The 24,499-nt window shown below is 52.1% G+C and carries 19 protein-coding genes; 7 read left to right on the top strand and 12 right to left on the bottom strand.

What is annotated here, in order from left to right:
* Positions 1 to 126: 126 nt before the first annotated feature.
* Positions 127 to 1,353, top strand: coding sequence for an RNA-splicing ligase RtcB (gene rtcB / locus EFER_RS17020; protein ID WP_001105520.1), 1,227 nt, complete (start codon positions 127 to 129; stop codon positions 1,351 to 1,353).
* A 3-nt stretch (positions 1,354 to 1,356) separates the two neighbouring features.
* The gene (gene rtcA / locus EFER_RS17015; RefSeq protein WP_015953785.1) at positions 1,357 to 2,373 is read left to right on the top strand and encodes an RNA 3'-terminal phosphate cyclase; all 1,017 of its coding nucleotides are present in this window, start codon (positions 1,357 to 1,359) and stop codon (positions 2,371 to 2,373) included.
* Positions 2,374 to 2,415: 42 nt separating this feature from the next.
* Here rtcA and malT read toward each other — a convergent pair whose 3' ends face one another.
* The gene (gene malT, locus EFER_RS17010; protein WP_000907019.1) at positions 2,416 to 5,121 is read right to left on the bottom strand and encodes an HTH-type transcriptional regulator MalT; all 2,706 of its coding nucleotides are present in this window, start codon (positions 5,119 to 5,121) and stop codon (positions 2,416 to 2,418) included.
* A 610-nt stretch (positions 5,122 to 5,731) separates the two neighbouring features.
* Here malT and malP point away from each other — a divergent pair.
* Together malP and malQ are read left to right on the top strand one after the other, a co-directional pair.
* On the top strand, positions 5,732 to 8,125 hold the full coding sequence (gene malP / locus EFER_RS17005; RefSeq protein ID WP_000082271.1) for a maltodextrin phosphorylase: 2,394 nt from the start codon (positions 5,732 to 5,734) through the stop codon (positions 8,123 to 8,125).
* Positions 8,126 to 8,134: 9 nt separating this feature from the next.
* Positions 8,135 to 10,219, top strand: a complete 2,085-nt coding sequence (gene malQ, locus EFER_RS17000; protein ID WP_000444311.1) for a 4-alpha-glucanotransferase — start codon at positions 8,135 to 8,137, stop codon at positions 10,217 to 10,219.
* Between the two features lie 44 nt (positions 10,220 to 10,263).
* On the opposite strand, the gene gntT is transcribed toward malQ, so the two are convergent.
* From gntT to gntX, 3 genes are all read right to left on the bottom strand, one after another.
* Positions 10,264 to 11,580 carry a gluconate transporter gene (gene gntT / locus EFER_RS16995; protein ID WP_001131758.1) on the bottom strand — a complete coding sequence of 439 codons (1,317 nt, stop codon included), beginning with the start codon at positions 11,578 to 11,580 and terminating at the stop codon, positions 10,264 to 10,266.
* Between the two features lie 316 nt (positions 11,581 to 11,896).
* Positions 11,897 to 12,472, bottom strand: coding sequence for a Fe-S biogenesis protein NfuA (gene nfuA / locus EFER_RS16990; protein WP_000619389.1), 576 nt, complete (start codon positions 12,470 to 12,472; stop codon positions 11,897 to 11,899).
* 59 nt (positions 12,473 to 12,531) lie between these two features.
* Complete coding sequence (gntX, locus tag EFER_RS16985) at positions 12,532 to 13,215, bottom strand: DNA utilization protein GntX (RefSeq protein WP_000958727.1); 684 nt, start codon at positions 13,213 to 13,215, stop codon at positions 12,532 to 12,534.
* Positions 13,216 to 13,252: 37 nt separating this feature from the next.
* Between gntX and bioH the strand changes: the two genes are divergently transcribed.
* Positions 13,253 to 14,023, top strand: coding sequence for a pimeloyl-ACP methyl ester esterase BioH (gene bioH / locus EFER_RS16980; RefSeq protein WP_001060104.1), 771 nt, complete (start codon positions 13,253 to 13,255; stop codon positions 14,021 to 14,023).
* Between the two features lie 219 nt (positions 14,024 to 14,242).
* Here bioH and rpnA read toward each other — a convergent pair whose 3' ends face one another.
* From rpnA to greB, 6 genes are all read right to left on the bottom strand, one after another.
* A complete protein-coding gene (gene rpnA, locus EFER_RS16975) occupies positions 14,243 to 15,136 on the bottom strand; it encodes a recombination-promoting nuclease RpnA (RefSeq protein ID WP_000039060.1) in 894 nt (297 codons plus the stop codon).
* A gap of 201 nt (positions 15,137 to 15,337) precedes the next feature.
* Positions 15,338 to 15,574: a [Fe-S]-dependent transcriptional repressor FeoC gene (gene feoC / locus EFER_RS16970; RefSeq protein ID WP_000157586.1), complete on the bottom strand. Its 237-nt coding sequence runs from the start codon at positions 15,572 to 15,574 to the stop codon at positions 15,338 to 15,340.
* Positions 15,574 to 17,895: a Fe(2+) transporter permease subunit FeoB gene (gene feoB / locus EFER_RS16965; protein ID WP_000736999.1), complete on the bottom strand. Its 2,322-nt coding sequence runs from the start codon at positions 17,893 to 17,895 to the stop codon at positions 15,574 to 15,576. The genes feoC and feoB overlap by 1 nt, the downstream gene beginning before the upstream one ends.
* Before the next feature lie 16 nt (positions 17,896 to 17,911).
* Positions 17,912 to 18,139 (bottom strand): ferrous iron transporter A, encoded by a 228-nt coding sequence (gene feoA / locus EFER_RS16960; RefSeq protein ID WP_001200457.1) that lies wholly within the window; start codon positions 18,137 to 18,139, stop codon positions 17,912 to 17,914.
* 436 nt (positions 18,140 to 18,575) lie between these two features.
* Positions 18,576 to 20,897: a Tex family protein gene (locus tag EFER_RS16955; protein WP_000980753.1), complete on the bottom strand. Its 2,322-nt coding sequence runs from the start codon at positions 20,895 to 20,897 to the stop codon at positions 18,576 to 18,578.
* Between the two features lie 96 nt (positions 20,898 to 20,993).
* A complete protein-coding gene (gene greB, locus EFER_RS16950; protein ID WP_000856744.1) occupies positions 20,994 to 21,470 on the bottom strand; it encodes a transcription elongation factor GreB in 477 nt (158 codons plus the stop codon).
* A gap of 227 nt (positions 21,471 to 21,697) precedes the next feature.
* Between greB and ompR the strand changes: the two genes are divergently transcribed.
* On the top strand, positions 21,698 to 22,417 hold the full coding sequence (ompR, locus tag EFER_RS16945; RefSeq protein WP_001157751.1) for an osmolarity response regulator transcription factor OmpR: 720 nt from the start codon (positions 21,698 to 21,700) through the stop codon (positions 22,415 to 22,417).
* On the top strand, positions 22,414 to 23,766 hold the full coding sequence (envZ, locus tag EFER_RS16940; protein WP_001253705.1) for a two-component system sensor histidine kinase EnvZ: 1,353 nt from the start codon (positions 22,414 to 22,416) through the stop codon (positions 23,764 to 23,766). The genes ompR and envZ overlap by 4 nt, the downstream gene beginning before the upstream one ends.
* A 31-nt stretch (positions 23,767 to 23,797) precedes the next feature.
* Here the strand turns inward: envZ and nadS are convergent, their stop codons facing one another.
* Together nadS and EFER_RS16930 are read right to left on the bottom strand one after the other, a co-directional pair.
* Positions 23,798 to 24,094 (bottom strand): NadS family protein, encoded by a 297-nt coding sequence (nadS, locus tag EFER_RS16935; protein WP_000650976.1) that lies wholly within the window; start codon positions 24,092 to 24,094, stop codon positions 23,798 to 23,800.
* 57 nt (positions 24,095 to 24,151) lie between these two features.
* Positions 24,152 to 24,469 (bottom strand): type II toxin-antitoxin system RelE/ParE family toxin, encoded by a 318-nt coding sequence (locus tag EFER_RS16930; RefSeq protein WP_000493754.1) that lies wholly within the window; start codon positions 24,467 to 24,469, stop codon positions 24,152 to 24,154.
* Positions 24,470 to 24,499: the final 30 nt, after the last annotated feature.

The raw sequence follows: 24,499 nt of genomic DNA, 5'->3' as shown, positions 1-24,499 counted from the left end.
CGTTTACGGACGTAAAGATTTTATCTATTTAAAAACAATGAATTAAAAAATTAATCTGCTTATTTAATTTTCTGGCACGACGGTTGCAATTATCTGGACAGTAAACAACGAAAAGAGAAAAACAAAATGAATTACGAATTACTGACCACTGAAAATGTCCCGGTAAAAATGTGGACCAAAGGCGTACCGGTAGAAGACGATGCGCGTCAGCAACTTATTAATACGGCGAAGATGCCGTTTATTTTCAAACATATTGCAGTAATGCCTGATGTACATCTGGGTAAAGGTTCCACCATTGGTAGCGTGATCCCGACCAAAGGGGCGATTATTCCGGCGGCAGTGGGCGTGGATATTGGCTGTGGAATGAACGCGCTGCGTACCGCGTTAACGGCGGCTGACCTGCCTGAAAACCTGGCGGAGTTGCGTCAGGCGATTGAAACTGCCGTGCCGCATGGGCGTACCACAGGCCGTTGTAAACGTGATAAAGGCGCATGGGAAAACCCGCCTGTTAACGTCGATGCGAAATGGGCTGAGCTTGAAGCCGGTTATCAGTGGTTAACGCAAAAATATCCGCGTTTCCTTAATACCAATAACTATAAACACCTGGGAACGCTGGGAACGGGTAACCACTTTATTGAAATTTGCCTTGATGAGTCGGATCAGGTGTGGATTATGCTGCACTCCGGTTCACGCGGAATTGGTAATGCCATCGGGACTTACTTTATCGATCTGGCGCAAAAAGAGATGCAGGAAACGCTTGAAACGTTGCCATCGCGTGACCTGGCGTACTTTCTGGAAGGTACGGAATATTTTGACGATTACCTGAAAGCGGTGGCCTGGGCGCAGCTTTTTGCCAGCCTTAACCGCGATGCGATGATGGAAAACGTGGTAACGGCGTTGCAGAGCGTTACGCAGAAAACGGTAAGACAGCCACAAACGCTGGCGATGGAAGAGATCAACTGTCACCACAACTATGTGCAAAAAGAACAGCACTTTGGCGAAGAGATCTATGTGACGCGTAAAGGCGCGGTGTCTGCGCGTGCTGGTCAATATGGAATTATTCCCGGTTCGATGGGGGCGAAAAGCTTTATTGTCCGTGGGCTGGGAAATGAAGAGTCGTTCTGTTCGTGCAGCCACGGTGCCGGGCGGGTAATGAGCCGTACTAAAGCGAAAAAACTGTTCAGCGTGGAAGATCAAATTCGTGCCACCGCGCATGTGGAATGCCGTAAAGATGCCGAAGTGATCGACGAAATCCCGATGGCGTATAAAGATATCGACGCGGTGATGGCGGCACAAAGCGATCTGGTGGAAGTTATCTACACCCTGCGTCAGGTGGTGTGTGTAAAAGGATAAATGATGAAAAGGATGATTGCGCTGGATGGCGCACAGGGCGAAGGCGGCGGGCAGATCCTGCGCTCGGCGCTGAGTCTGTCGATGATAACCGGCCAGCCATTTACCATCACCGGCATTCGCGCCGGGCGGGCGAAACCGGGGCTGTTGCGCCAGCATCTGACGGCTGTAAAGGCGGCGACGGAAATTTGCGGAGCAACGGTGGAGGGCGCGGAGCTGGGGTCGCAGCGTCTGGTCTTCCGGCCCGGTACCGTGCGCGGTGGCGACTACCGCTTTGCTATCGGTAGCGCCGGAAGTTGCACGCTGGTACTACAAACGGTACTGCCCGCGCTGTGGTTTGCCGATGGTCCTTCGCGTGTTGAAGTGAGCGGAGGCACCGATAACCCGTCGGCGCCGCCTGCGGATTTTATCCGCCGGGTGCTGGAGCCGCTGCTGGCAAAAATAGGAATTCATCAGCAAACCACGCTGTTACGTCACGGTTTTTATCCTGCCGGAGGCGGCGTGGTGGCGACGGAAGTCTCGCCCGTGGCATCGTTTAACACCTTGCAACTTGGCGAGCGCGGGAACATTGTGCAGATGCGTGGAGAGGTGCTACTGGCTGGTGTGCCACGCCATGTCGCTGAGCGTGAAATCGCTACGCTGGCGGGTAGTTTTTCCCTGCATGAGCAGAATATTCATAACCTGCCGCGCGACCAGGGGCCGGGTAATACCGTCTCGCTTGAAGTCGAAAGTGAAAATATCACTGAACGCTTTTTTGTCGTCGGTGAAAAGCGCGTCAGTGCCGAGGTGGTGGCTGCGCAGTTAGTGCAAGAAGTTAAACGCTACCTTGCAAGCCCGGCGGCGGTGGGGGAATATCTCGCCGACCAGCTGGTACTGCCAATGGCGCTAGTGGGCGCGGGAGAATTTACAGTCGCCCATCCCTCATGCCATCTGCTGACCAATATTGCCGTAGTGGAGCGTTTCTTGCAGGTGCGGTTTTGTTTGATAGAAACAGATGGCGTAACGCGGGTTAGCATTAAATGATGTAAGGATACAAGCCGGATCCGACGCGTTATCCGGCTAAACTTACACTCCGTACCCCATCATCTTCAGCAATTGCTGAGCGTGTTGTACCGCATCCTGGCGATGGGCCACGCCGAGCTTCTGGTACAGATTGCGGATATGCGTTTTGATGGTGGTTGCCGCCACTTCCAGCTCGCCTGCAATTTGTTCATTGCTGTAACCGGAGTAAATCAGCCCCAATACCTGCCATTCGCGTTGGGTCAGCGGGCTGGTACGGATCAGTTCTGGCACTTCCGGATGATTTAGCAGACGTTCAACGAAATTCTCATCGAAATGGGCGAATTTATGCCGATGATGTTGATTGATTTCTCGCAGAATACGCTGGGCGCGGTGCTGTTCCAGTTCCGGCAGCGTATTAAGCTGAATCAGCTGGCGCAGTTGTTGTGCCATCGCTTCGCCTTCGATGACAAAATGGCTGATAAATCCGGTGCGGTTTGCCAGTTGTAGTGCTTCCATAAGTACACGCTGGGCATCATTTTTGCGACCAGCCTGCCAATACAACTGGTTGAGTAACAATAAATTACGGTTGAGATCGCTCATCAGACGTAGCTGACGTGCATTTTCATTCAACTCTTCCAGCACAATTTCCGCGGGTTCAAACTCCCCTAACAGAATTTGCGCTCTGGCAATATTGCGCCACTGACCTTGCAGGAAGTGGTTATTGGCAAACTCCGGTTTTGGCGTTTGGCTCAGCCAGTTTGCAGCGGCTTTTTTATCGCCCGTCATCTGCCAGTAAATCACGCGGACCTTATCAGCATTGGAGATCCAGTCGCTATGATATTGTCCATTGCCAAGCAGGTTTTCCAGACGATTCAATAAGGTACGTGCATTGTCGAGATCACCTCGCGCCAGCGAACATTGCACCAACAGTGCCAGACATTGCAATTGTTGTTGTGGCTGAAAAGATGAAAGCACTTCTATACCGCTGCGCGCAGATGCTTCAGCTTCGTCCAGCCGCGACCATGCCCAAAGCAGTTGCGCACGAATACGTACCAGAAACTCATGCATCGGTAGCTGCTCAAGATGTTGTTCTTTGATCAACTGAAAGGCTTTATCCTGAGTTTCCCATGCTGCCTGTAAAAAGCCCTGAGCAAAATAGATCTCGCTCTGCTGAATCAGACTCCAGAGAGCGTAATGCCAGACGTCATGGTGTCGCGCCATCTGTTCAGTTTGCTGCATCAGTGCCAGCGAACGGGAGAGATCACCTTTACAATGCAGCACTTCGCCATGAACAGAAGTGGCAACAATTCGACTGTAGAACCAGGCGATAGGCAGCTCATCCAGTGCCAGCCTGGCCAGGCGTTCTGCTTCTTCGGGATTACCCGCGTTAATCGCTACCTGAGCACGCAGGGCATTGAACTCTGCATGCAGTGTGCCGGTCATCTCGCCTTTGATCTCTTGCTCGGCACGAGCCAACAGCGTATTGACTTCACTGTAGCGATGCTGACTTTGCATCAGCCAGGCTTGCAGCAGCACCAGGCGGGGATTTTCCAGTAGACTTTCCCATGGAAGTGCTTTCAGGGATTCTTCCAGAAGCGCCAGTTCGCTGTGATTAAATAATCCCCAGGCATGATTCAATAAAATATCGCGTAGCATGCTGGCATCGCCCGCCGCTAATGCATGGTGAATAGCTTCGCTGGGAAAACCTTGCGCCATCCAGCTTTCAGCAGCAGCGAGGTGGATTTCAGGGAGTTCTGCCGCCAGCTCCCACTGACAGCGTTGGCGCAGAAAGTTACCGAACAGCGGGTGATAACTGAACCATTCGCCAGAGTCGTCCATTCGTTGCAGGAATAATCCCTGACGTTCGATCTCTTCAAGGCGCATTTGACCATTTTCTTCCCCGGTTACGCGGGTAATGAGAGCGTCATTCATTGAACGAAGAATGGCGCTTTTCAACAGAAAATGACGAGTGGCGAGATCGACATTGTTTAACACCTCATCCACCAGATAATCCGAAAGATGGCTGGCATTAATACCTGAGAGGCGCCTTGCTGACTGATGCGCCGAATGGCTATTTTGTCGGGCAGAAAGGGCGATAAGTTGCAGTGCCGTGGCCCAGCCAGAGACGTCGTCACACATACGGCTGCTTTCCGCAGCTTCGATAGGTGATGTCAGACGACGGTCGAAAAACTGCTTGGCTTCCTGGTGATTAAAAGCCAGTTGTTGGCTACCAATTTCCAGCAACTGATCGCGGACACGAAGATTGGCGATACCTAATTGCGGTAAATTACGCGACATCACTACCAGGGTCAGATTCTCGGGTTGATGGCGTAAAAAGAAGCGCATGGATTCGTGAATCACCGGATTCGTGATCAGATGATAATCGTCAATAACCAGGTAGAGCGGCTGATGCCACTCTGCCAGTTCGATAAACAATTGGGCAAAGAGTGAGGAGAGACTGGCGTATTGCCGCTTTTGCGCCATCACTTCACTGGCAGTGCAGTGCCCGTTGGTGGCCTGTTGGATTGCGGCAATCAGGTAGCTGGCAAACCGCTCTTGTTGGTTGTCGCCTTCATCGAGAGAGAACCAACCGAGTTCGCTTTTACCCGCCGCCCACTGTGAAACGAGCGTCGTTTTCCCATAGCCAGCCGGGCTGGTAATGAGTGCCAGTCTGAAATTGTTCGCGCCGGAAAGTTTAGCCAGCAGGCGCTCACGAACCACGGTATGGTCGAGTCGAACCGGACGACTGAGTTTAGACGGAATCAACATAGTTAAACACTTCACTGTGGGAATTTTAGAGAATTTTTATTTTTTTTGCGCTTCGTAATAATAGATATAAGGTCGGTCAGAAAGTGACTCATTGCAAGCTAAGCGACTTTTTTATGTGTCTGAATTTGCGCTCTGTCACATTTCCCAATAACTGTTACAAGAAATCGTAAAATTTCACTGAAGGTGCGTGAAATCTGGATTCTTGGGTAATTTGCCTTAAAAATTCCAGGCTCTATTAAGCTATCACTGGAACTGCTATTAAGGCTTATCTTAATAATTCTTCGCGTAGTAAATATTGACATACTCTGCGCAATTGATTTTCCCATCAGGTAACTATTTCACTGTTTACATATTTTGCATGAACTACTGAGTACGATTTGATATTGTCTCTTTTTTCTCTCCCCCAATTGTGAGCAATAAGCAAGGATGCCATGTGGCGAAGTGGGGCATTTATGGGTGATTGCGCTACCTTTAAGTGGCATTGATCACACTTTTATGCTCATCCCCGCTACTCCTCCCCACCTAATCCCTGGCAGGAGGAGGAAGGTTAACAACGAGCCAGGCAAACTAGCGATAACGTTGTTTTATTAGCTAAGGACCCGGAATTCCTATGTCACAGCCAACCTTTAACAAAGATCAATTTCAGGCAGCCCTGACTCGTCAGTGGCAACGTTTCGGTTTGCAATCCGCCGAAGAAATGACCTCCCGTCAATGGTGGCAGGCAGTGAGCGGTGCCCTCGCGGAACTACTCAGTGCCCAGCCGGTGGCTAAACCCACTCAAAATCAGCGCCATGTGAACTACATCTCAATGGAGTTTCTGATTGGTCGTTTGACCGGGAACAACTTACTGAATCTCGGTTGGTATGACGGAGTCAGTGACGTACTGAAAGCCTATGACATTCACCTGACCGATTTGCTGGAAGAAGAGACTGACCCGGCGTTAGGTAACGGCGGTCTGGGCCGTCTGGCGGCATGTTTCCTCGACTCAATGGCGACTGTCGGACAATCCGCAACAGGCTATGGCCTGAACTATCAATATGGTTTGTTCCGTCAGTCATTTGTTGACGGCCAACAAATGGAAGCGCCAGATGACTGGCATCGTGGTAGTTATCCGTGGTTCCGCCATAACGAAGCATTAGATGTACAGGTCAGTATCGGTGGTAAAGTCACTAAAGATGGACGTTGGGAGCCAGGGTTTAAAATTATCGGCCAGGCGTGGGATTTGCCTGTGCTGGGCTACCGTAACGGCGTGGCGCAGCCGCTGCGTTTATGGCAAGCGACGCATGCGCATCCGTTTAACCTCACCAAATTCAACGACGGAGATTTCCTGCGTGCTGAACAACAGGGCATCGACGCTGAAAAACTAACCAAAGTTCTCTATCCAAACGACAACCATACTGCGGGTAAAAAACTACGTCTGATGCAGCAATACTTCCAGTGTGCCTGTTCGGTGGCCGATATTCTGCGCCGTCATCATCTGGCTGGCCGTAAACTGCACGAGCTGGCAGATTACGAAGTTATTCAACTGAACGATACTCATCCGACTATTGCCATTCCAGAGCTGCTGCGCGTGCTGATTGATGAGCATCAGATGAGCTGGGATGAAGCCTGGGCGATCACCAGTAATACCTTTGCTTATACCAACCATACCCTGATGCCAGAAGCACTGGAGTGCTGGGATGAGAAACTGGTAAAAGCCCTGCTGCCACGCCATATGCAGATCATCAACGAAATCAACAACCGCTTTAAGAAGCTGGTGGAAAAAACCTGGCCGGGCGATAAAGCGGTATGGGCGAAGCTGGCGGTGGTACATGACAAACAAGTTCGCATGGCCAATATGTGCGTAGTAAGTGGTTTTGCGGTTAACGGTGTGGCAGCGCTGCACTCGGATCTGGTGGTGAAAGATTTGTTCCCGGAATATCACCAGTTATGGCCGAACAAATTTCATAACGTCACCAACGGTATTACGCCACGTCGCTGGATCAAGCAATGCAACCCGGCACTGGCGGCTCTGTTGGATAAATCACTGAAAAAAGAGTGGGCTAACGATCTCGATCAGCTGATCAATCTGGAAAAATTCGCTGATGACGCGAAATTCCGTCAGCAATATCGCGAGATCAAGCAGGCGAATAAAGTCCGTCTGGCGGAGTTTGTGAAAGTTCGTACCGGTATTGAAATCAATCCTCAGGCGATTTTCGATATTCAGATCAAACGCTTGCATGAGTACAAACGTCAGCACCTGAATCTGCTGCATATTCTGGCGTTGTACAAAGAGATTCGTGAAAACCCGCAGGCTGACCGCGTACCGCGCGTCTTCCTCTTCGGCGCGAAAGCGGCACCGGGCTACTACCTGGCGAAGAATATTATCTTTGCGATCAACAAAGTGGCAGATGTGATCAACAACGATCCGCAGGTGGGCGACAAGCTGAAGGTGGTGTTCCTGCCGGATTATTGTGTTTCGGCGGCGGAAATGCTGATCCCGGCGGCGGATATCTCCGAACAGATCTCCACCGCAGGAAAAGAGGCTTCTGGCACTGGCAATATGAAACTGGCGCTTAACGGCGCGCTCACTGTTGGTACGCTGGATGGCGCAAACGTCGAAATCGCTGAGAAAGTCGGTGAAGAGAATATCTTTATCTTTGGTCATACCGTGGAGCAGGTTAAAGCGCTGAAAGCTAAGGGCTATGATCCGGTGAAATGGCGGAAGAAAGATAAGGTGCTTGATGCGGTATTAAAAGAGCTGGAAAGCGGTAAATATAGCAATGGCGATAAACACGCGTTTGACCAGATGCTGCACAGTATCGGCAAACAAGGCGGCGATCCCTATCTGGTGATGGCGGATTTTGCGGCTTATGTCGAAGCGCAAAAACAAGTGGATGTGCTGTATCGCGATCAGGAGGCCTGGACTCGTGCGGCGATCCTCAATACCGCCCGCTGCGGTATGTTTAGCTCGGATCGCTCTATTCGCGATTATCAGGCTCGTATCTGGCAGGCAAAACGCTAAGGAAGCTCGATGGAAAGCAAACGTCTGGATAATGCCGCGCTGGCGGCGGGGATCAGCCCCAATTACATCAATGCCCACGGTAAACCGCAGTCGATTAGCGCCGAAACCAAACGGCGTTTGCTTGACGCGATGCATCAACGTACCGCCACGAAAGTGGCGGTAACGCCAGTCCCGAATGTCATGGTCTATACCAGCGGCAAAAAAATGCCGATGGCGGTGGAGGGCAGCGGCGAATATAGCTGGCTGCTGACCACCGAAGAAGGCACGCAGTTCAAAGGCCATGTAACGGGGGGCAAAGCGTTCAATTTACCGACGAAGTTGCCGGAAGGTTATCACACGTTGACACTCACCCAGGACGACCAGCGCGCGCATTGCCGGGTGATTGTCGCCCCGAAACGCTGTTACGAACCGCAGGCGTTGCTGAATAAACAAAAGCTGTGGGGCGCCTGCGTCCAGCTTTATACGCTGCGATCGGAAAAAAACTGGGGTATTGGGGATTTTGGCGATCTCAAAGTGATGCTGGTGGATGTGGCAAAACGTGGCGGGGCGTTCATCGGTCTGAACCCGATTCATGCGCTCTATCCGGCAAATCCGGAAAGTGCCAGCCCGTATAGTCCGTCTTCTCGTCGCTGGCTAAATGTGATTTATATCGACGTTAACGCCGTCGAAGATTTCCATCTTAGCGAAGAGGCTCAGGCCTGGTGGCAGTTACCGACCACGCAACAGACGCTGCAACAGGCACGGGATGCCGACTGGGTCGATTACTCCACCGTCACTGCGCTGAAAATGACAGCATTGCGGATGGCGTGGAAAGGTTTTGCGCAACGTGATGATGAGCAGATGGCCGCGTTTCGCCAGTTTGTTGCAGAGCAGGGCGACAGCCTGTTCTGGCAGGCGGCGTTTGACGCGTTACATGCCCAGCAAGTGAAAGAAGACGAAATGCGCTGGGGCTGGCCAGCATGGCCGCAGGCGTATCAGAACGTGGATTCACCAGAAGTGCACCAGTTCTGCGAAGAACATCGTGATGACGTCGATTTTTATCTCTGGTTACAGTGGCTGGCTTACAGCCAGTTTGCCGCCTGCTGGGAGATAAGCCAGGGCCATGAAATGCCGATTGGCTTGTATCGTGACCTGGCGGTTGGCGTAGCGGAAGGTGGGTCGGAAACCTGGTGCGACCGGGAGTTGTATTGCCTGAAAGCGTCGGTTGGCGCACCGCCGGATATCCTCGGCCCGCTGGGGCAGAACTGGGGATTGCCGCCGATGGATCCGCATATCATCACCGCGCGTGCCTATGAACCGTTTATCGAGCTGTTGCGTGCCAATATGCAAAACTGTGGCGCGTTGCGAATTGACCATGTGATGTCGATGCTGCGTTTGTGGTGGATACCGTATGGCGAGACGGCAGATCAGGGCGCGTATGTTCACTATCCAGTGGATGATCTGCTCTCTATTCTGGCACTCGAAAGTAAGCGCCATCGTTGCATGGTAATTGGCGAAGATCTCGGCACTGTACCAGTAGAGATTGTCGGTAAACTGCGCAGCTCCGGTGTGTACTCCTACAAAGTGCTCTATTTCGAAAACGACCACGAGAAGACCTTCCGTGCGCCGAAAGCGTATCCGGAGCAGTCAATGGCGGTTGCGGCGACACACGACCTGCCAACGCTGCGCGGTTACTGGGAAAGCGGAGATTTAACGCTGGGGAAAACGCTGGGCCTGTACCCGGATGAAGTGGTACTGCGCGGTCTGTATCAGGATCGCGAACTGGCGAAGCAAGGGTTGCTGGATGCACTGCATAAACATGGTTGCCTGCCAAAACGTGCGGGGCATAAGGCATCGTTAATGTCGATGACGCCGATGCTTAATCGTGGTTTGCAACGTTATATCGCTGATAGTAACAGTGCTCTGTTAGGGCTCCAGCCAGAAGACTGGCTGGATATGGCCGAACCGGTGAATATTCCTGGCACCAGCTACCAGTACAAAAACTGGCGACGCAAGCTTTCCGCAACGCTTGAGACGATGTTTGCCGATGATGGCGTGAACAAGTTGATTAAGGATCTGGACAAGCGGCGCAGGGCGATAGGGAAGAAGAAATAGAGTGCGGTTGATGCCGGATGCGATGCATCCGGCAGTCAGTGTTATCAAATCACCATATTCAGCAGCAGACAGCCTACCAGACCGCACACCGAGATAATGGTTTCCAGCATCGACCAGGACTTGATGGTCTCGCCGATAGTCAGGTTAAAGTACTCTTTGAACAGCCAGAAGCCCGGATCGTTCACGTGAGAGAAAATCACACTACCGGAACCAACCGCAATAACCATCAGTTCCGGGCTAACACCCGTCGTTGCAATTAGTGGTGCCGCGATACCCCCCGCAGTGATTGCCGCAACGGTTGCAGAACCCAGCGCGATACGCAGTACGGCAGCAATCGACCAGGCCATCAGCAGCGGAGAAATATTGGTTTCGTGCATCATGGAAGCAATGTATTTGTCCACGCCGCTGTCTACCAGCACCTGCTTGAACGCACCGCCACCACCGATGATCAACAGCATCATCGCGATGATTTTGATGGAAGAAACCAGCGTGTCGTTAATCTGATCCATTGAACGACCACGGTTCAGACCAAAGGTGAACATCGCAATCAGCACGGCAATCAGCGTTGCCATTACCGGGTCACCGAGGAACTCCGCCACCGGCAGGAAAGCGTGACCTTTCGGCAGGATCATTTCGGCAATTGCACGCATCGCCATCAGCACAACCGGCACCAGAGAAGTCCAGACGCTGACGCCAAAGCTTGGCATCTCTTCTTCGCTGAAGGTTTTCGCGCTGTACAGACCTTCCGGGATTGGCTTATCGATACCTTTCAGCACGCGAGCGTAAACCGGACCCGCGAGAATAACGGTCGGGATTGCCAGAATAGTTCCGTACAGCAGGGTCTTACCCATATCGGCATTGAAAATGGTGGCAATCGCAGTCGGACCCGGATGCGGTGGCAGGAAGCCGTGGGTCACAGAGAGTGCAGCCGCCATTGGTACACCAACATACAGCAGTGGAATATTCGCGGAAGCCGCGATGGTAAACACCAGCGGCAGCATCAGCACGAAACCCACTTCATAGAACAGGGCAAAACCAACGGTAAAACCGGTCAGGACCACCGCCCACTGGATGTGTTTTTTACCAAATTTGGCAATCAGCGTGGTGGCGATACGTTGTGCACCACCGCAGTCTGCCAGCATTTTGCCCAGCATCGCGCCAAAACCCATGATCAGGGCAAGGCTGCCGAGCGTACCACCGACACCAGCTTTGATGGAGCCAATAACTTTATCCAGTGGCATTCCCTGCATTAATCCAACAGCAAGCGCCACCAGGACGAGAGCGATGAAGCCGTTCATTTTGAAGCGGATCATCAGGAGTAATAACAAGATTACACCGATAGCAACAATGACTAATGGCATGATTTACCTGGCCTTTAATTTGTTATGGGTAACGTCAGGATTCTGACGATAAATTCTGACTGCCCCAACTGGGAACAGAGATATAACGGCACCACGGCTGATGACTACTAAACCTAATTAGTGTAGTCAGATGTTATGAGTGTGTTTGGTGCCCATACGAATGATACGGGTAACATTGTGCGCTTGAGAATCACCAGAGCGGGGTAAATTTAAATTATGCGACCCAGGTCAAATTATCTCGGGGGGGACGACAGGGATGGAGTAAGCCCGATAAGGCGCTTTAGCGTCGCATCGGGCAATCTACAAAAGGGGTGACTTAATAGTAAGAGTGTTCACCGCGCTGGTGTTCGGTGAGATCGCGTACACCTTTCAGCTCAGGGAATTCGTTCAGCAGCTGCTTCTCGATCCCTTCTTTCAGCGTCACATCGACCATTGAACAACCGTTACAGCCGCCGCCAAATTGCAGAATGGCGTAACCGTCTTCGGTGATTTCCATCAGCGAAACGCGACCACCGTGACCAGCAAGCTGTGGGTTGATCTGCGATTGCAGCATATACTCTACGCGCTCCATCAGCGGCGCATCGTCAGCCACTTTACGCATTTTGGCGTTCGGGGCTTTCAGCGTTAACTGGGAACCTAACTGGTCGGTAACAAAGTCGATCTCTGCATCTTCCAGGTAAGGAGCGCTTAATTCATCAACATACGCGGTCAGCAGGTCAAATTTCAGGGCAGTGTCGGTGGCTTCCACAGCGTCCGGCGGACAATAAGAAACACCACATTCAGCGTTAGGCGTGCCAGGGTTAATCACAAATACGCGGATTTGTGTCCCTTCTTCCTGATTTGCCAGCAGTTTGGCAAAGTGCGCTTGTGCAGCATCGGAAATACGGATCATAGTAAATGGCCTAATAGTTGACTATTTTAGTTGGTTATAATACGCCCATCATCGAGGCTCTACAAGGTTCGACAAAGGCACCAGACCTGGACTGTCGCCGCACCATTGCGTAAAAGCAGCTGCGCAATTTCTGCGACGGTACTTCCAGTGGTAACGACATCATCCACAATCACCATATGGCGACCTTGCACAGGCAATTCAAGGCGAAAGGCATTTTTCAGGTTGCGCTTGCGCAGCCGGGCGCTGAGAAAATGCTGGGTCGCGGTGGCCCGTGTACGCGTGACGGCTTCGCTATCCCATTGGCAGTGCAACCAGCGTGATAACGGTTGACACAGCAAATCGCTCTGATTAAATCCCCGACGCCAGTGACGCCGCTGCCATAACGGAACGCTGATGATGCGATCAGGCAGTTGCAAGCCGGTGGTGCGACGGGCGTGTAAGACTTCCAATAGTAACAGACGTGACAGGGCGCTGGCGATTTCGCTGCGCCGGGAAAACTTAAGCTGGTGTATAAGCGGACTTAATGGCGGCGCATAGTCGGCAACCGTGACCAGTCTTTGCCAGGGTGGCGGTTTTTGCAGGCAACGACCGCAGGGAAGATGTGAATGTGTGGCGGGTAATCCACATTGTGGGCATAACGTTTTATCTGTACGGGTGGCGCGAGAGCATACCGAACAAATCCCCCAATGACCTAACGCCAGGGGCATTCGGCATAGCCAGCATAATCCCGGTACTGTTAGCATATGTTCATCCTTGTAAGTAAAAAGAGAACAATAGCGGATGAATAACATCTGGTGGCAGACCAAAGGTCAGGGGAATGTTCATCTTGTGCTGCTGCACGGATGGGGACTGAATGCCGAAGTGTGGCGTTGCATTGATGAGGAACTTAGCTCGCATTTTACGCTGCACCTTGTTGATCTGCCCGGCTTCGGGCGCAGCCGGGGATTTGGTGCGATGTCGCTTGCTGATATGGCCGAAGTCGTGCTGCGACAGGCACCTGATAAAGCCATTTGGCTAGGCTGGAGTCTGGGCGGGCTGGTGGCAAGCCAGATTGCGTTAACCCATCCCGAGCGTGTTCAGGCGATAGTCACCGTTGCGTCATCACCGTGTTTTAGTGCTCGTGACGAGTGGCCGGGGATAAAACCGGACGTGCTGGCAGGTTTCCAGCAGCAACTCAGTGATGATTTTCAGCGTACAGTGGAGCGGTTCCTGGCGTTACAAACCATGGGTACTGAAACGGCACGCCAGGATGCGCGAGCGCTGAAGAAAACCGTTCTGGCGCTGCCGATGCCGAAGGTTGACGTGCTCAATGGTGGGCTGGAAATACTGAAAACGGTCGATCTCCGCCAGCCGCTGCAAAACGTGTCCATGCCGTTTTTGCGATTGTATGGCTATCTCGATGGTCTGGTGCCGCGCAAAGTGGTGCCGATGCTGGATAAACTCTGGCCACACAGCGAGTCGTACATCTTCGCCAAAGCGGCCCATGCGCCGTTTATTTCGCATCCGGACGAGTTTTGTCACCTGCTGGTGGCGTTGAAGCAGAGGGTGTAGACAGCTGTTGAAATGGCGAGACAGAACTTTACTGGCTCGCCGCAGCCAACTCTTCTTCTGACAGCCCGGTAAAGCGCATGATGTCTGCAAGAGGGACTCCGGATTACAGCATTCTTTTGGCGATATCCAGGGCTTCCTGGCGTCGACCCAATAAATAACCAATCAGGTAACTAATAAGATATTCTCTTTCTGCATCCGTCATTAAAACCATCCTTAACGTTATTGATGATTTATTTCAGCAAGGTCTTCAACCGTCAGGCTGGTAAATCGCAGAACGTCCTCAAGAGAGACTCCGGCATCCAACATGGTTTTGGCAATATTTAGGGCGTTGGTACGTATACCTTTCTGAAACCCTTCTTGCCGCAATCTTTCCGCAATAGTCATTAAACTCTCCTTGTGTTTCGGTGAACGTTCGGCAACGCCGTCGATAAAATCGTTAAAACGTACCGCATCGCCGGTTTGTAGTATGTAATTAAACAGCCCTTTGATTTGTCTGTCATTAGCGTATCCACTACTTAATAAGCAGGCCATTTGCTCTACCAGCCCCATCAGGTCGCGTTGACGTATATGTTTTTGAATTAGCTCCAGCAGCGCCATGCACCGGTGCTGCATGATTTCATCATCAGGCATGACAGTGACATCAATCAGCGGAAATGCAGAGGCATAAAGCTGCCTTGCCAGTTTGGGATCGGCGAAACAATCCAGCCAACACAGTGAATAGGGATAGGGGCTTTCAATGCCGTGGTAAAACAACAATGGCACCACCATCGGCAATGTTTTGTATCCGGCATCCAGGTGATTTTGCATTGCGGCAATGGCGTAACGCATCATGCGAAATGCGATCAGTTTGTTTGAGGTGCTTTGATGTTCAATCAGACAATAGATATATCCCGGTCCTTGTTCAGTTTTCACCGACCACAGCACGTCGGAATAGCTTTCACGCAGATCGTCATCAATAAAGCTGCTCGACTCCAGCTTGAGGGTTTTCATATCACAGAGCGCGTGAATAGGTGCCGGTAAATGGAACGCAAGAAAATCGCGTGCCGTGTCCGGTTGGCGTAAAAAGAGTTTGAACAGTGCATCATGTGGGGTGGAACTCTGCTTTTTGCTCATGGCGTTCCTTCACCTGTTGTTTGAATGCCGCGACTCTACGCGCCACTCCACACCTGTGCATTAGCGAGTTTTCATCTCTGCGAGACGCTTTCAGAGGAACTTACGTTGTACTGCAAGAGTTGCATTTTTATGGAAAGCCGCACGCAAAAAAGCCCGGTTGCAAACGCATACCGGGCTTTCAAAACAGGTAGTAAAACAAGGTTAACGTAACGCCCACCACTCACGCAGACAGGCTTTGCCTTCCGGGCAGCTTTTACAACTGCCAGAGAGGCAGCCGTCAGGTTCTTCCTGAATTCGCACGGCTTTGCCCATACTTTCCAGCTGTTGCAGCATGGCGTTAATCATGGGTTGCGGGGTGTTCAGTGTCTGGCTTATCTGGGCCGCTTCCATACGGCCCCGTAACGCCAGCAAATCACGCACCTGAATAAGTGAAGCCATTAGTGGCAATCGCCAGTGGTGCTGGCTGCACAGCAACTGCTTACCGATTTGCGTGTTGCCAGCAGTTCGATATCGACCCGGCTACGCGCGCGACGCAGCAAACCGATAACCACGATGTTAAACAGGATAACCGCCAGAATGCATACCAGGCTGTAGGTTGGATGCTGGCTGTAGCTGGCGACCTGGTAGAACAATGTTGCCAACGAGTAAGCGATATTTAGCCCCCACAGGATGGAGAAGCCCATCCAGCCACGGCTGGATTCACGCGCGATAGCGCCCATCACCGAGATACACGGTACATACAGCAGAACGAAAATCAGGTAGCTGTAAGCAGCTGCTGCGCTTCCAAATTTCTGATCCATCACGCCCATCGCTCCGGTACCCATTTCACCGTCGCCTTTGCTCGCTTCAATGGGGTTCATCAGTACGCTAAGACTGAAGGTGTCTTTCAGGCTCTGCCAGGTTTCATCTACCGCGCTGAATAGCTCTTCACCGAGGTTAAATTCCGCCGGATTGAACTCTTCGTCCTGAATATTTTCTGCGGTGTAGAGGGTGTTGAGCGTACCCACCACCACTTCTTTCGCCATTGCGCCTGTAAACAGGCCAACAGTTGCCTGCCAGTTATCTTCATGTACGCCAATCGGCTTGAAGACCGGGGTGATCACCCGGCTGACGGAAGCCAGTGCCGAGTCGTTGATGTTATCGACGATTTTCCCGCTCAGCGAGAAGCTGTTGAATGCGCTCAGGAAAATGCTGACGATGATAATCACTTTACCCGCACGCAGAACGAAGCCTTTCAGACGCTGCCAGGTCTGGATAATCAGGCTTTTAACGTGTGGTACATGGTAGACCGGCAGCTCCATGACAAACGGCGTCGCTTCACCGCGCATGATGGTGTACTTGAGCATCAGGCCAGTCAGCACCGCCATCACAATACCGATGACATACAGCGAGAAGACCGCCAGTGCGCCATTCTGCCCGAAGAAGGCAGCCGCAAATACTGCGAAGATAGCCAGACGCGCGCCGCAGGACATAAACGGTGCCATCATAATGGTCATCAGACGCTCACGCGGTGCATCAAGCGTACGTGCGCCCATTACCGACGGTACGTTACAACCGAAACCGACAATCAGCGGTACAAAGGATTTCCCCGGCAAGCCCAGCGCCTGCATCAGGCGGTCCATCACAAACGCCGCACGCGCCATATACCCGGAGTCCTCAAGGAAGGAGAGGAACAGGTACATCATACCGATCTGCGGCACCAGTGGCAGAACGGTGTTAATGCCGCCACCCAGGCCCTGGGCAAGGAAGATAGTCAGCCAGTCCGGGAAGTGGAGCGTGTAGCCAATCCACTGAATACCATGCACAAAGAGTGCTACGGAACCAACGTCAAACAACGGTTGTAACGCCCCGCCGATGTTGATAGCGAGCAGGAACATCAGGTACATCACAAAGAGGAAAATCGGCAGACCGAGGAAACGGTTGAGCACGATTTTATCTACCGCAGTGGTGAAACGGCTGGGTTCTGCCGTCAGGGTGTTGCTTACCACATCGCAAATGGCGGCAATACACTGGTAACGCGCATCGGCAATGTGTAGCGCCGGATCGTCCATCTCATTACGCAGACGGGTAAGGGCGGCATCAAGATGCTGCGACGCTTCACCGGCGTAAGCGCGGCTGTAGATATCGCCTTCCAGCATTTGCAGGCCCAGCCAGCGACGTTGTTTCAGCGGGATGTCGGAAGGCATCACTTTTGCCAGTGAATCTGCTTCGTTGAGCAGCGGCTGTGCGTAATGCACCAGTTCCACATTGTCGTTAGCTTTATAGCGGTCAATCGCCAGCTTGAGCGCTTCAATACCCCGACCACGGGTTGATACCAGCGGGATCACCGGGCAGCCAAGACGTGCCGACAGCGCATCAATTTCAATGCGAATATTTTGCTTCTCGGCAATGTCGAGCATATTCAGCGCCACGATGCAGGGAATGCCGAGTTCCAGCAGTTGCAGTGTCAGGTACAGGTTACGCTCAAGGTTAGACGCATCCACCACGTTAATCAGCAGATCGGCGTCACCACTCAAAATATAGTGGCAGGCGATTTGCTCATCGAGCGAGGTCTGCGATGAGATGGTGGTCAGAGAATAGGTGCCGGGCAGGTCCACCAGCGTGACCTGATGATCGGTGGTGGAGAATTGCCCTTCTTTACGTTCGACGGTAACGCCAGCCCAGTTACCTACACGCTGACGTGCACCAGTGAGCTGGTTAAATAACGTTGTCTTGCCAGAATTTGGATTACCAATTAAGCCAATGGTTAATTTTTTCATTGTTGTTCTCACTGTATTAACAGGAAACCGCTTCAACTTCTAATAAGGCCAGATCTTTTTTGCGTAATACCAGGCTTACACGACGGGTTTCGATATGAATGGGATCGCCGAGTGGAGCAACGCGCACCACATTAAAAGAAGAGCCTGGCAACATACCCAGAGAAAGCAGTTTTTGGCGATATGCCGGGCTGATTTCACGGGCAAAGCCGGTAATTTTCCACGTAGTATCTGGAGTGTATTGCATAGGTGCCTACTTGTTTCTCACAAACTGGATAACTACCTCATGGGGCGTTTGACAGCGACATGAGACCAGATGATTCGCCAACGAAGGAGAGATTAAATAATCAACAGCACAATGATAATGAGAATGGTTTCTATCAGCAATACTTAAAATGTGTGCGAATGTTGGTTTAGATAATAATCTGCGTGAATGTTGATGTGGCTCAAGGTTATATCGGAGCAAAATATAATTTGGATGATGAATTATTAGGACAGGTTAATGTTTGATTAAAGTTTTAATTGTTAATGTGATGATAAATATTGCCGGAATATATTGTGAGTTTCGCTGTGGAATAAAAAGGCCGGAGATATTCTCCGGCACTTTTATGTCTCGTTAGGCGTTCGTTGCCAGATGCGGCGTGAACGCCTTATCGCGCAGGTTTAGGGGCTAATCAGGGCGTTTAACGTTTTTTGCCCATTGCCGCCGCCAGCGCATCCATCATCGCGCTGTTACCGGTAGGCTGCGCTTCACGACCGCGTGGTTTGGCTGCCGGGCGGTTGTTTTGTGAACGTTCATTACCGCCGCTGCGACGGGCGTTGGTTTCGCCAGGCTGCTCGTCCAGACGCATAGTCAGGGCGATACGTTTACGCTGAAGATCCACTTCCAGCACTTTCACCTTCACAATGTCGCCCGCTTTCACCACGGTATGCGGATCTTCCACAAACTTGTTCGACAATGAAGAGATGTGAACCAGGCCGTCCTGATGCACGCCAATATCGACAAACGCGCCAAAGTTGGTGACGTTGGTCACCGCACCTTCGAGGATCATCCCCGGTTGCAGGTCGTTCATTGTCTCGACGCCATCGGCAAACTGGGCGGTTTTAAATTCCGGACGCGGATCGCGACCTGGTTTTTCCAGCTCTTTGATGATGTCAGTTACTGTCGGCACACCGAATTTCTCATCAGTAAAGTCAGACGCTTTCAGGTTACGCAGCTCGCTGCTGTTACCCATCAGATCTTTCAGTGCCTGCTGTGTTGCTGCCAGAATGCGTTCCACCACCGGATAGGCTTCCGGGTGAACGGTAGAGGCGTCCAGCGGGTTATCGCCGTTGTTAATCCGCAGGAAGCCCGCGCACTGCTCGAAGGCTTTCGGCCCCACACGGCTGACTTTCAGCAGTTGCTGACGGTTCTGGAACTGACCGTTCTCATCGCGCCAGGCCACGATGTTTTGCGCCATCATGCGCGTCAGGCCCGCCACGCGGGTTAACAGCGGAACGGAAGCGGTGTTGAGATCGACGCCAACGGCGTTTACGCAGTCTTCTACTACTGCATCCAGTTTGCGGGCCAGTTGCGTCTGGCTGACGTCATGCTGATACTGACCTACGCCGATAGATTTCGGATCGATTTTCACCAACTCCGCCAGCGGATCCTGCAAACGACGGGCGATAGACACCGCGCCACGCAGCGAAACATCGAGATCCGGGAACTCCTGCGCCGCCAGTTCGGAAGCCGAGTAAACCGACGCGCCTGCTTCGCTGACGATCACTTTCTGTGCGGTCACTTTCGGAAACTGCTTCTGAACGTCGAGATAGAAACGCTCGGTTTCGCGGGAAGCCGTACCGTTACCGATTGCCACCAGTTCAACGTTATGTTTTTCACACAGGGCAGCAACGGTCATCGCTGCTTTTGCGGCTTGTCCGGTGTGCGGGTAAATGGTGTCGGTCGCCACCAGTTTACCCGTCGCATCGACTACCGCTACTTTTACCCCAGTACGCAGACCCGGATCGAGGCCCATCGTTGCACGCAGTCCGGCAGGGGCCGCCATCAGAAGATCGTGTAGGTTACGGGCAAAGACGTTGATTGCTTCATCTTCCGCGCGTTCACGCACTGTGCCCATCAGTTCGGTTTCCAGGTGCATCAGCACCTTGATGCGCCAGGTCCAGCTCACTACGCCTTTGCGCCAGCTATCCACCGGGGCATTGTTCAGGCGCAGACTGAGGTGATCCATGATGATTTGCTCGCAGTAGCTCTCTTTTGGCGGTTCGTCGAACTGCGGATCGGCATTTAGCGAAAGCTGGAGCACGCCTTCGTTACGCCCACGGAACATCGCCAGCGCGCGGTGAGAAGGCACCGTTGACAGCGGTTCGTGATGATCGAAATAGTCGCGGAATTTCGCCCCTTCCTCTTCTTTACCGTTCACCACCGTAGAAACCAAATGCGCGTTCTTCCACAGATAATCACGCACTTTCGCCAGCAGCGCGGCATCTTCGGCAAACCGTTCCATCAGGATATAGCGCGCGCCGTCCAGCGCGGCTTTGGTATCTGCTACGCCTTTATCGGCATCAACATATTGTGCAGCGGCGACTTCTGGCGTGTGCGACGGATCGTTCCACAGTAGGTCGGCCAACGGCTCAAGCCCTGCTTCAATGGCGATTTGCCCGCGGGTGCGGCGTTTAGGTTTGTAGGGCAGGTAGAGGTCTTCGAGTTCGGTTTTGCTTAGTGTGGCGTTGATGGCATTCGCCAGCTCGTCAGTGAGCTTGCCTTGCTCGGAAATGGACTTGAGGATCGCCTGACGTCTCTCTTCCAGTTCGCGCAAATAGCTCAGACGCGTTTCCAGATTACGCAGCTGCGTGTCATCCAGACCGCCGGTGATTTCCTTACGATAACGTGCGATAAACGGCACGGTATTCCCTTCGTCAAGCAGGCGAACGGCAGCGTCAACCTGTTCCGGGCGCGCCTGAATTTCACCCGCAATAATGCGGCAGAACGAATCATTCATCATGGTTTGAGTTCATCTTTTCGGATCAAAAATCAGGGGATAGTTATACGGACTGGCTGGCAAAAATGCCAGCCATCGGCAGGAGGTTAAGACTCTTCCTTACGGTTTCACGTACTCGATAGCATTAACATACCAGCTCGCTTCCCCGGCAGGGGTATTCACCACCGCCAGATCGCCCACCTCTTTTTTCAGCAATGCGCGAGCCATCGGGGAATCGATAGAGATGTAATCTTTACGGCCAAAAATTTCATCGTAGCCAACAATACGGAAACGGTGAGTCACGCCATCGTCGTTTTCAATCTCCACCCACGCGCCAAAAAAGACTTTGCCTTCCTGCTGCGGGGAGTAATCGACGATTTTGAGATTTTCCATGCATTTAGTGAGATAGCGCACGCGACGGTCGATTTCACGCAGACGCTTTTTATTATACTGATAGTCAGCATTTTCGCTGCGGTCGCCCAGACTTGCAGCCCAGGTCACCTTTTTTGTGACCTCCGGGCGCTCTTCACGCCAGAGATAATTTAGCTCTTGTTTGAGTTTTTCATACCCTTCCCGGGTAACCAGGGGCGTTTTCATCTCGTTGATTCCCTTTGTCTGTTTGATAATGCGCACATTGGGTATAACGTGATCATATCAACAGAATCAATAATGTTTCGCCGAATAAATTGTATACTTAAGCTGCTGTTTAATATGCTTTGTAACAATTTAGGCTGAAATTCATACCAGATTTAGCTGGTGACGAACGTAAGCTTTTTTAAGAATACACGCTTACAAATTGTTGCGAACCTTTGGGAGTACAAAGAATGCAAGAGAACTACAAGATTCTGGTGGTCGATGACGACATGCGCCTGCGTGCGCTGCTGGAACGTTATCTCACCGAACAAGGCTTCCAGGTTCGAAGCGTCGCTAATGCAGAACAGATGGATCGCCTGCTGACTCGTGAATCTTTCCATCTTATGGTACTGGATTTGATGTTACCTGGTGAAGATGGCTTGTCGATTTGCCGACGTCTTCGTAGCCAGAGCAACCCGATGCCGATCATTATGGTGACGGCGAAAGGGGAAGAAGTGGATCGTATCGTTGGCCTGGAGATTGGCGCTGACGACTACATTCCAAAACCGTTTAACCCGCGTGAACTGCTGGCCCGTATCCGTGCGGTACTGCGTCGTCAGGCGAACGAGCTGCCGGGCGCGCCGTCACAGGAAGAGGCGGTGATTGCTTTCGGTAAGTTCAAACTCAACCTCGGGACGCGTGAAATGTTCCGCGAAGATGAGCCAATGCCGCTGACCAGCGGTGAGTTTGCGGTACTGAAGGCGCTGGTTAGCCATCCGCGTGAGCCGCTCTCCCGCGATAAGCTGATGAACCTTGCCCGTGGTCGTGAATACTCCGCAATGGAACGTTCCATCGACGTGCAGATCTCGCGTCTGCGCCGCATGGTGGAAGAAGATCCAGCGCATCCGCGTTACATTCAGACCGTTTGGGGTCTGGGCTACGTTTTCGTGCCGGACGGTTCTAAAGCATGAGGCGATTGCGCTTCTCGCCACGAAGTTCATTTGCCCGTACGTTATTGCTCATCGTCACCTTGCTGTTCGTCAGCCTGGTGACGACTTATCTGGTGGTGCTGAACTTCGCTATTTTGCCGAGCCTCCAGCAGTTTAATAAAGTCCTCGCGTACGAAGTGCGTATGTTGATGACCGACAAACTGCAACTGGAGGACGGCACGCAATTGGTTGTGCCTCCCGCTTTCCGTCGGGAGATCTACCGTGAGCTGGGGATCTCTCTCTACTCCAACGAAGCTGCCGAAGAGGCAGGCCTGCGTTGGGCACAACACTATGAATTCTTAAGCCATCAGATGGCGCAACAACTGGGCGGCCCGACGGAAGTACGCGTTGAGGTCAACAAAAGCTCGCCTGTCGTCTGGCTGAAAACCTGGCTGTCGCCCAATATCTGGGTACGCGTGCCGCTGACCGAAATTCATCAGGGCGATTTCTCCCCGCTGTTCCGCTATACGTTGGCGATTATGCTATTGGCGATAGGTGGGGCGTGGCTATTTATTCGTATCCAGAACCGACCGTTGGTCGATCTCGAACACGCTGCCTTGCAGGTGGGTAAGGGGATTATTCCGCCGCCGCTGCGTGAGTATGGCGCTTCGGAGGTGCGTTCCGTTACCCGCGCCTTTAACCATATGGCGGCTGGTGTTAAGCAACTGGCGGATGACCGCACACTGCTGATGGCAGGGGTAAGCCACGACTTGCGCACGCCGCTGACACGTATTCGTCTGGCGACCGAGATGATGAGCGAGCAGGATGGCTACCTGGCAGAATCGATCAATAAAGATATCGAAGAGTGCAATGCCATCATTGAACAGTTTATCGACTACCTGCGCACCGGGCAGGAGATGCCGATGGAAATGGCGGATCTCAACGCAGTGCTCGGTGAGGTGATTGCCGCCGAAAGTGGCTATGAGCGGGAAATTGAAACCGCGCTTTACCCCGGCAGCATTGAAGTGAAAATGCACCCGCTGTCGATCAAACGCGCGGTGGCGAATATGGTGGTGAACGCTGCTCGTTACGGCAACGGCTGGATTAAAGTCAGCAGCGGCACGGAGCCGAATCGCGCCTGGTTCCAGGTAGAAGATGACGGTCCGGGTATTGCGCCTGAACAGCGTAAGCACCTGTTCCAGCCGTTTGTCCGCGGCGACAGTGCGCGCACCATTAGCGGCACTGGGCTAGGCCTGGCGATTGTGCAGCGTATCGTGGATAACCATAACGGGATGCTGGAGCTTGGCACCAGCGAGCGGGGCGGGCTTTCCATTCGCGCCTGGCTGCCAATGCCGGTAACGCGGGCGCAGGGCACGACAAAAGAAGGGTAAATAAAACAGGAGGCGAAGGTGCCTCCTGTTTTTAGATTGTTTTCAATTGATTGATAATGAAAGGGTTCGCTTGCAAAAGCAGGAGCAATTTTCGGGGTGCTCCGGTAGGTTGACGGCGTTTGGTTTCCCAGCTTTTGACCAGGTCATAACTTACCCCTACAGCGACAGCAAAATCTTGCTGACGTAAGCCCGTTGCTTCACGGATCGCTTTTACATCGATTTCGCTAAAAGTATGGACGTGCTCTGGTTCAGGCGTTTCTTCACCCTTTTCGATGCGTACCATTTCTTCTGCGCTGGCAAGAAGATCAGCAAATAATTCATCTTTCATCTGTTTTCAATGCCTCCGTTGGCATTTCACCATGGTGGAATTTGTGGAGCTTCAACATTAAAGCAGCTTCTCGGACAATAGTTTCAATGCCTTTTTTTGTTCTTCTGTTAAATCATCCTGTTCATTTTTAGGATAAATCAACGCCAGATAAATTCGGCCATTGCGTGTTACGTTGTAATAAATTATCCGAATGCCACCCCGTTTCCCCATTCCAGAACGGTTCCAGCGAATTTTTCTAAAACTGCCTGTGCCTGCGATAATGTCACCGGCAGTAGGATCTTGAATGAGTAGTTCCTGAAAAGCCCGGAACTCATCATCAGGCAACAATAACTGGCGGCGTTTGCTAAATCCTTGTAGTTCAATAAACGTGAACATTATGCATCCTGCGGTCTATTGGTAATTATA

This window comes from Escherichia fergusonii ATCC 35469, assembly GCF_000026225.1.
Taxonomy (GTDB): domain Bacteria; phylum Pseudomonadota; class Gammaproteobacteria; order Enterobacterales; family Enterobacteriaceae; genus Escherichia; species Escherichia fergusonii.
Note: the sequence above shows the minus strand (reverse complement) of the source record. Positions and strands in the feature narration are given on the sequence as shown.

What these genes read in the sequence shown, in the direction of transcription:
- ompR (WP_001157751.1), top strand. Translation starts at nt 21,698, where the DNA reads ATGCAAGAGAACTACAAGATTCTGGTGGTCGATGACGACATGCGCCTG.
- envZ (WP_001253705.1), top strand. Translation starts at nt 22,414, where the DNA reads ATGAGGCGATTGCGCTTCTCGCCACGAAGTTCATTTGCCCGTACGTTA.
- gntT (WP_001131758.1), bottom strand. Translation starts at nt 11,580, where the DNA reads ATGCCATTAGTCATTGTTGCTATCGGTGTAATCTTGTTATTACTCCTG.
- nadS (WP_000650976.1), bottom strand. Translation starts at nt 24,094, where the DNA reads ATGAAAGATGAATTATTTGCTGATCTTCTTGCCAGCGCAGAAGAAATG.
- rpnA (WP_000039060.1), bottom strand. Translation starts at nt 15,136, where the DNA reads ATGAGCAAAAAGCAGAGTTCCACCCCACATGATGCACTGTTCAAACTC.
- malQ (WP_000444311.1), top strand. Translation starts at nt 8,135, where the DNA reads ATGGAAAGCAAACGTCTGGATAATGCCGCGCTGGCGGCGGGGATCAGC.
- malT (WP_000907019.1), bottom strand. Translation starts at nt 5,121, where the DNA reads ATGTTGATTCCGTCTAAACTCAGTCGTCCGGTTCGACTCGACCATACC.
- gntX (WP_000958727.1), bottom strand. Translation starts at nt 13,215, where the DNA reads ATGCTAACAGTACCGGGATTATGCTGGCTATGCCGAATGCCCCTGGCG.
- rtcB (WP_001105520.1), top strand. Translation starts at nt 127, where the DNA reads ATGAATTACGAATTACTGACCACTGAAAATGTCCCGGTAAAAATGTGG.
- EFER_RS16930 (WP_000493754.1), bottom strand. Translation starts at nt 24,469, where the DNA reads ATGTTCACGTTTATTGAACTACAAGGATTTAGCAAACGCCGCCAGTTA.
- bioH (WP_001060104.1), top strand. Translation starts at nt 13,253, where the DNA reads ATGAATAACATCTGGTGGCAGACCAAAGGTCAGGGGAATGTTCATCTT.
- malP (WP_000082271.1), top strand. Translation starts at nt 5,732, where the DNA reads ATGTCACAGCCAACCTTTAACAAAGATCAATTTCAGGCAGCCCTGACT.
- greB (WP_000856744.1), bottom strand. Translation starts at nt 21,470, where the DNA reads ATGAAAACGCCCCTGGTTACCCGGGAAGGGTATGAAAAACTCAAACAA.
- nfuA (WP_000619389.1), bottom strand. Translation starts at nt 12,472, where the DNA reads ATGATCCGTATTTCCGATGCTGCACAAGCGCACTTTGCCAAACTGCTG.
- feoB (WP_000736999.1), bottom strand. Translation starts at nt 17,895, where the DNA reads ATGAAAAAATTAACCATTGGCTTAATTGGTAATCCAAATTCTGGCAAG.
- EFER_RS16955 (WP_000980753.1), bottom strand. Translation starts at nt 20,897, where the DNA reads ATGATGAATGATTCGTTCTGCCGCATTATTGCGGGTGAAATTCAGGCG.
- rtcA (WP_015953785.1), top strand. Translation starts at nt 1,357, where the DNA reads ATGAAAAGGATGATTGCGCTGGATGGCGCACAGGGCGAAGGCGGCGGG.
- feoC (WP_000157586.1), bottom strand. Translation starts at nt 15,574, where the DNA reads ATGGCTTCACTTATTCAGGTGCGTGATTTGCTGGCGTTACGGGGCCGT.
- feoA (WP_001200457.1), bottom strand. Translation starts at nt 18,139, where the DNA reads ATGCAATACACTCCAGATACTACGTGGAAAATTACCGGCTTTGCCCGT.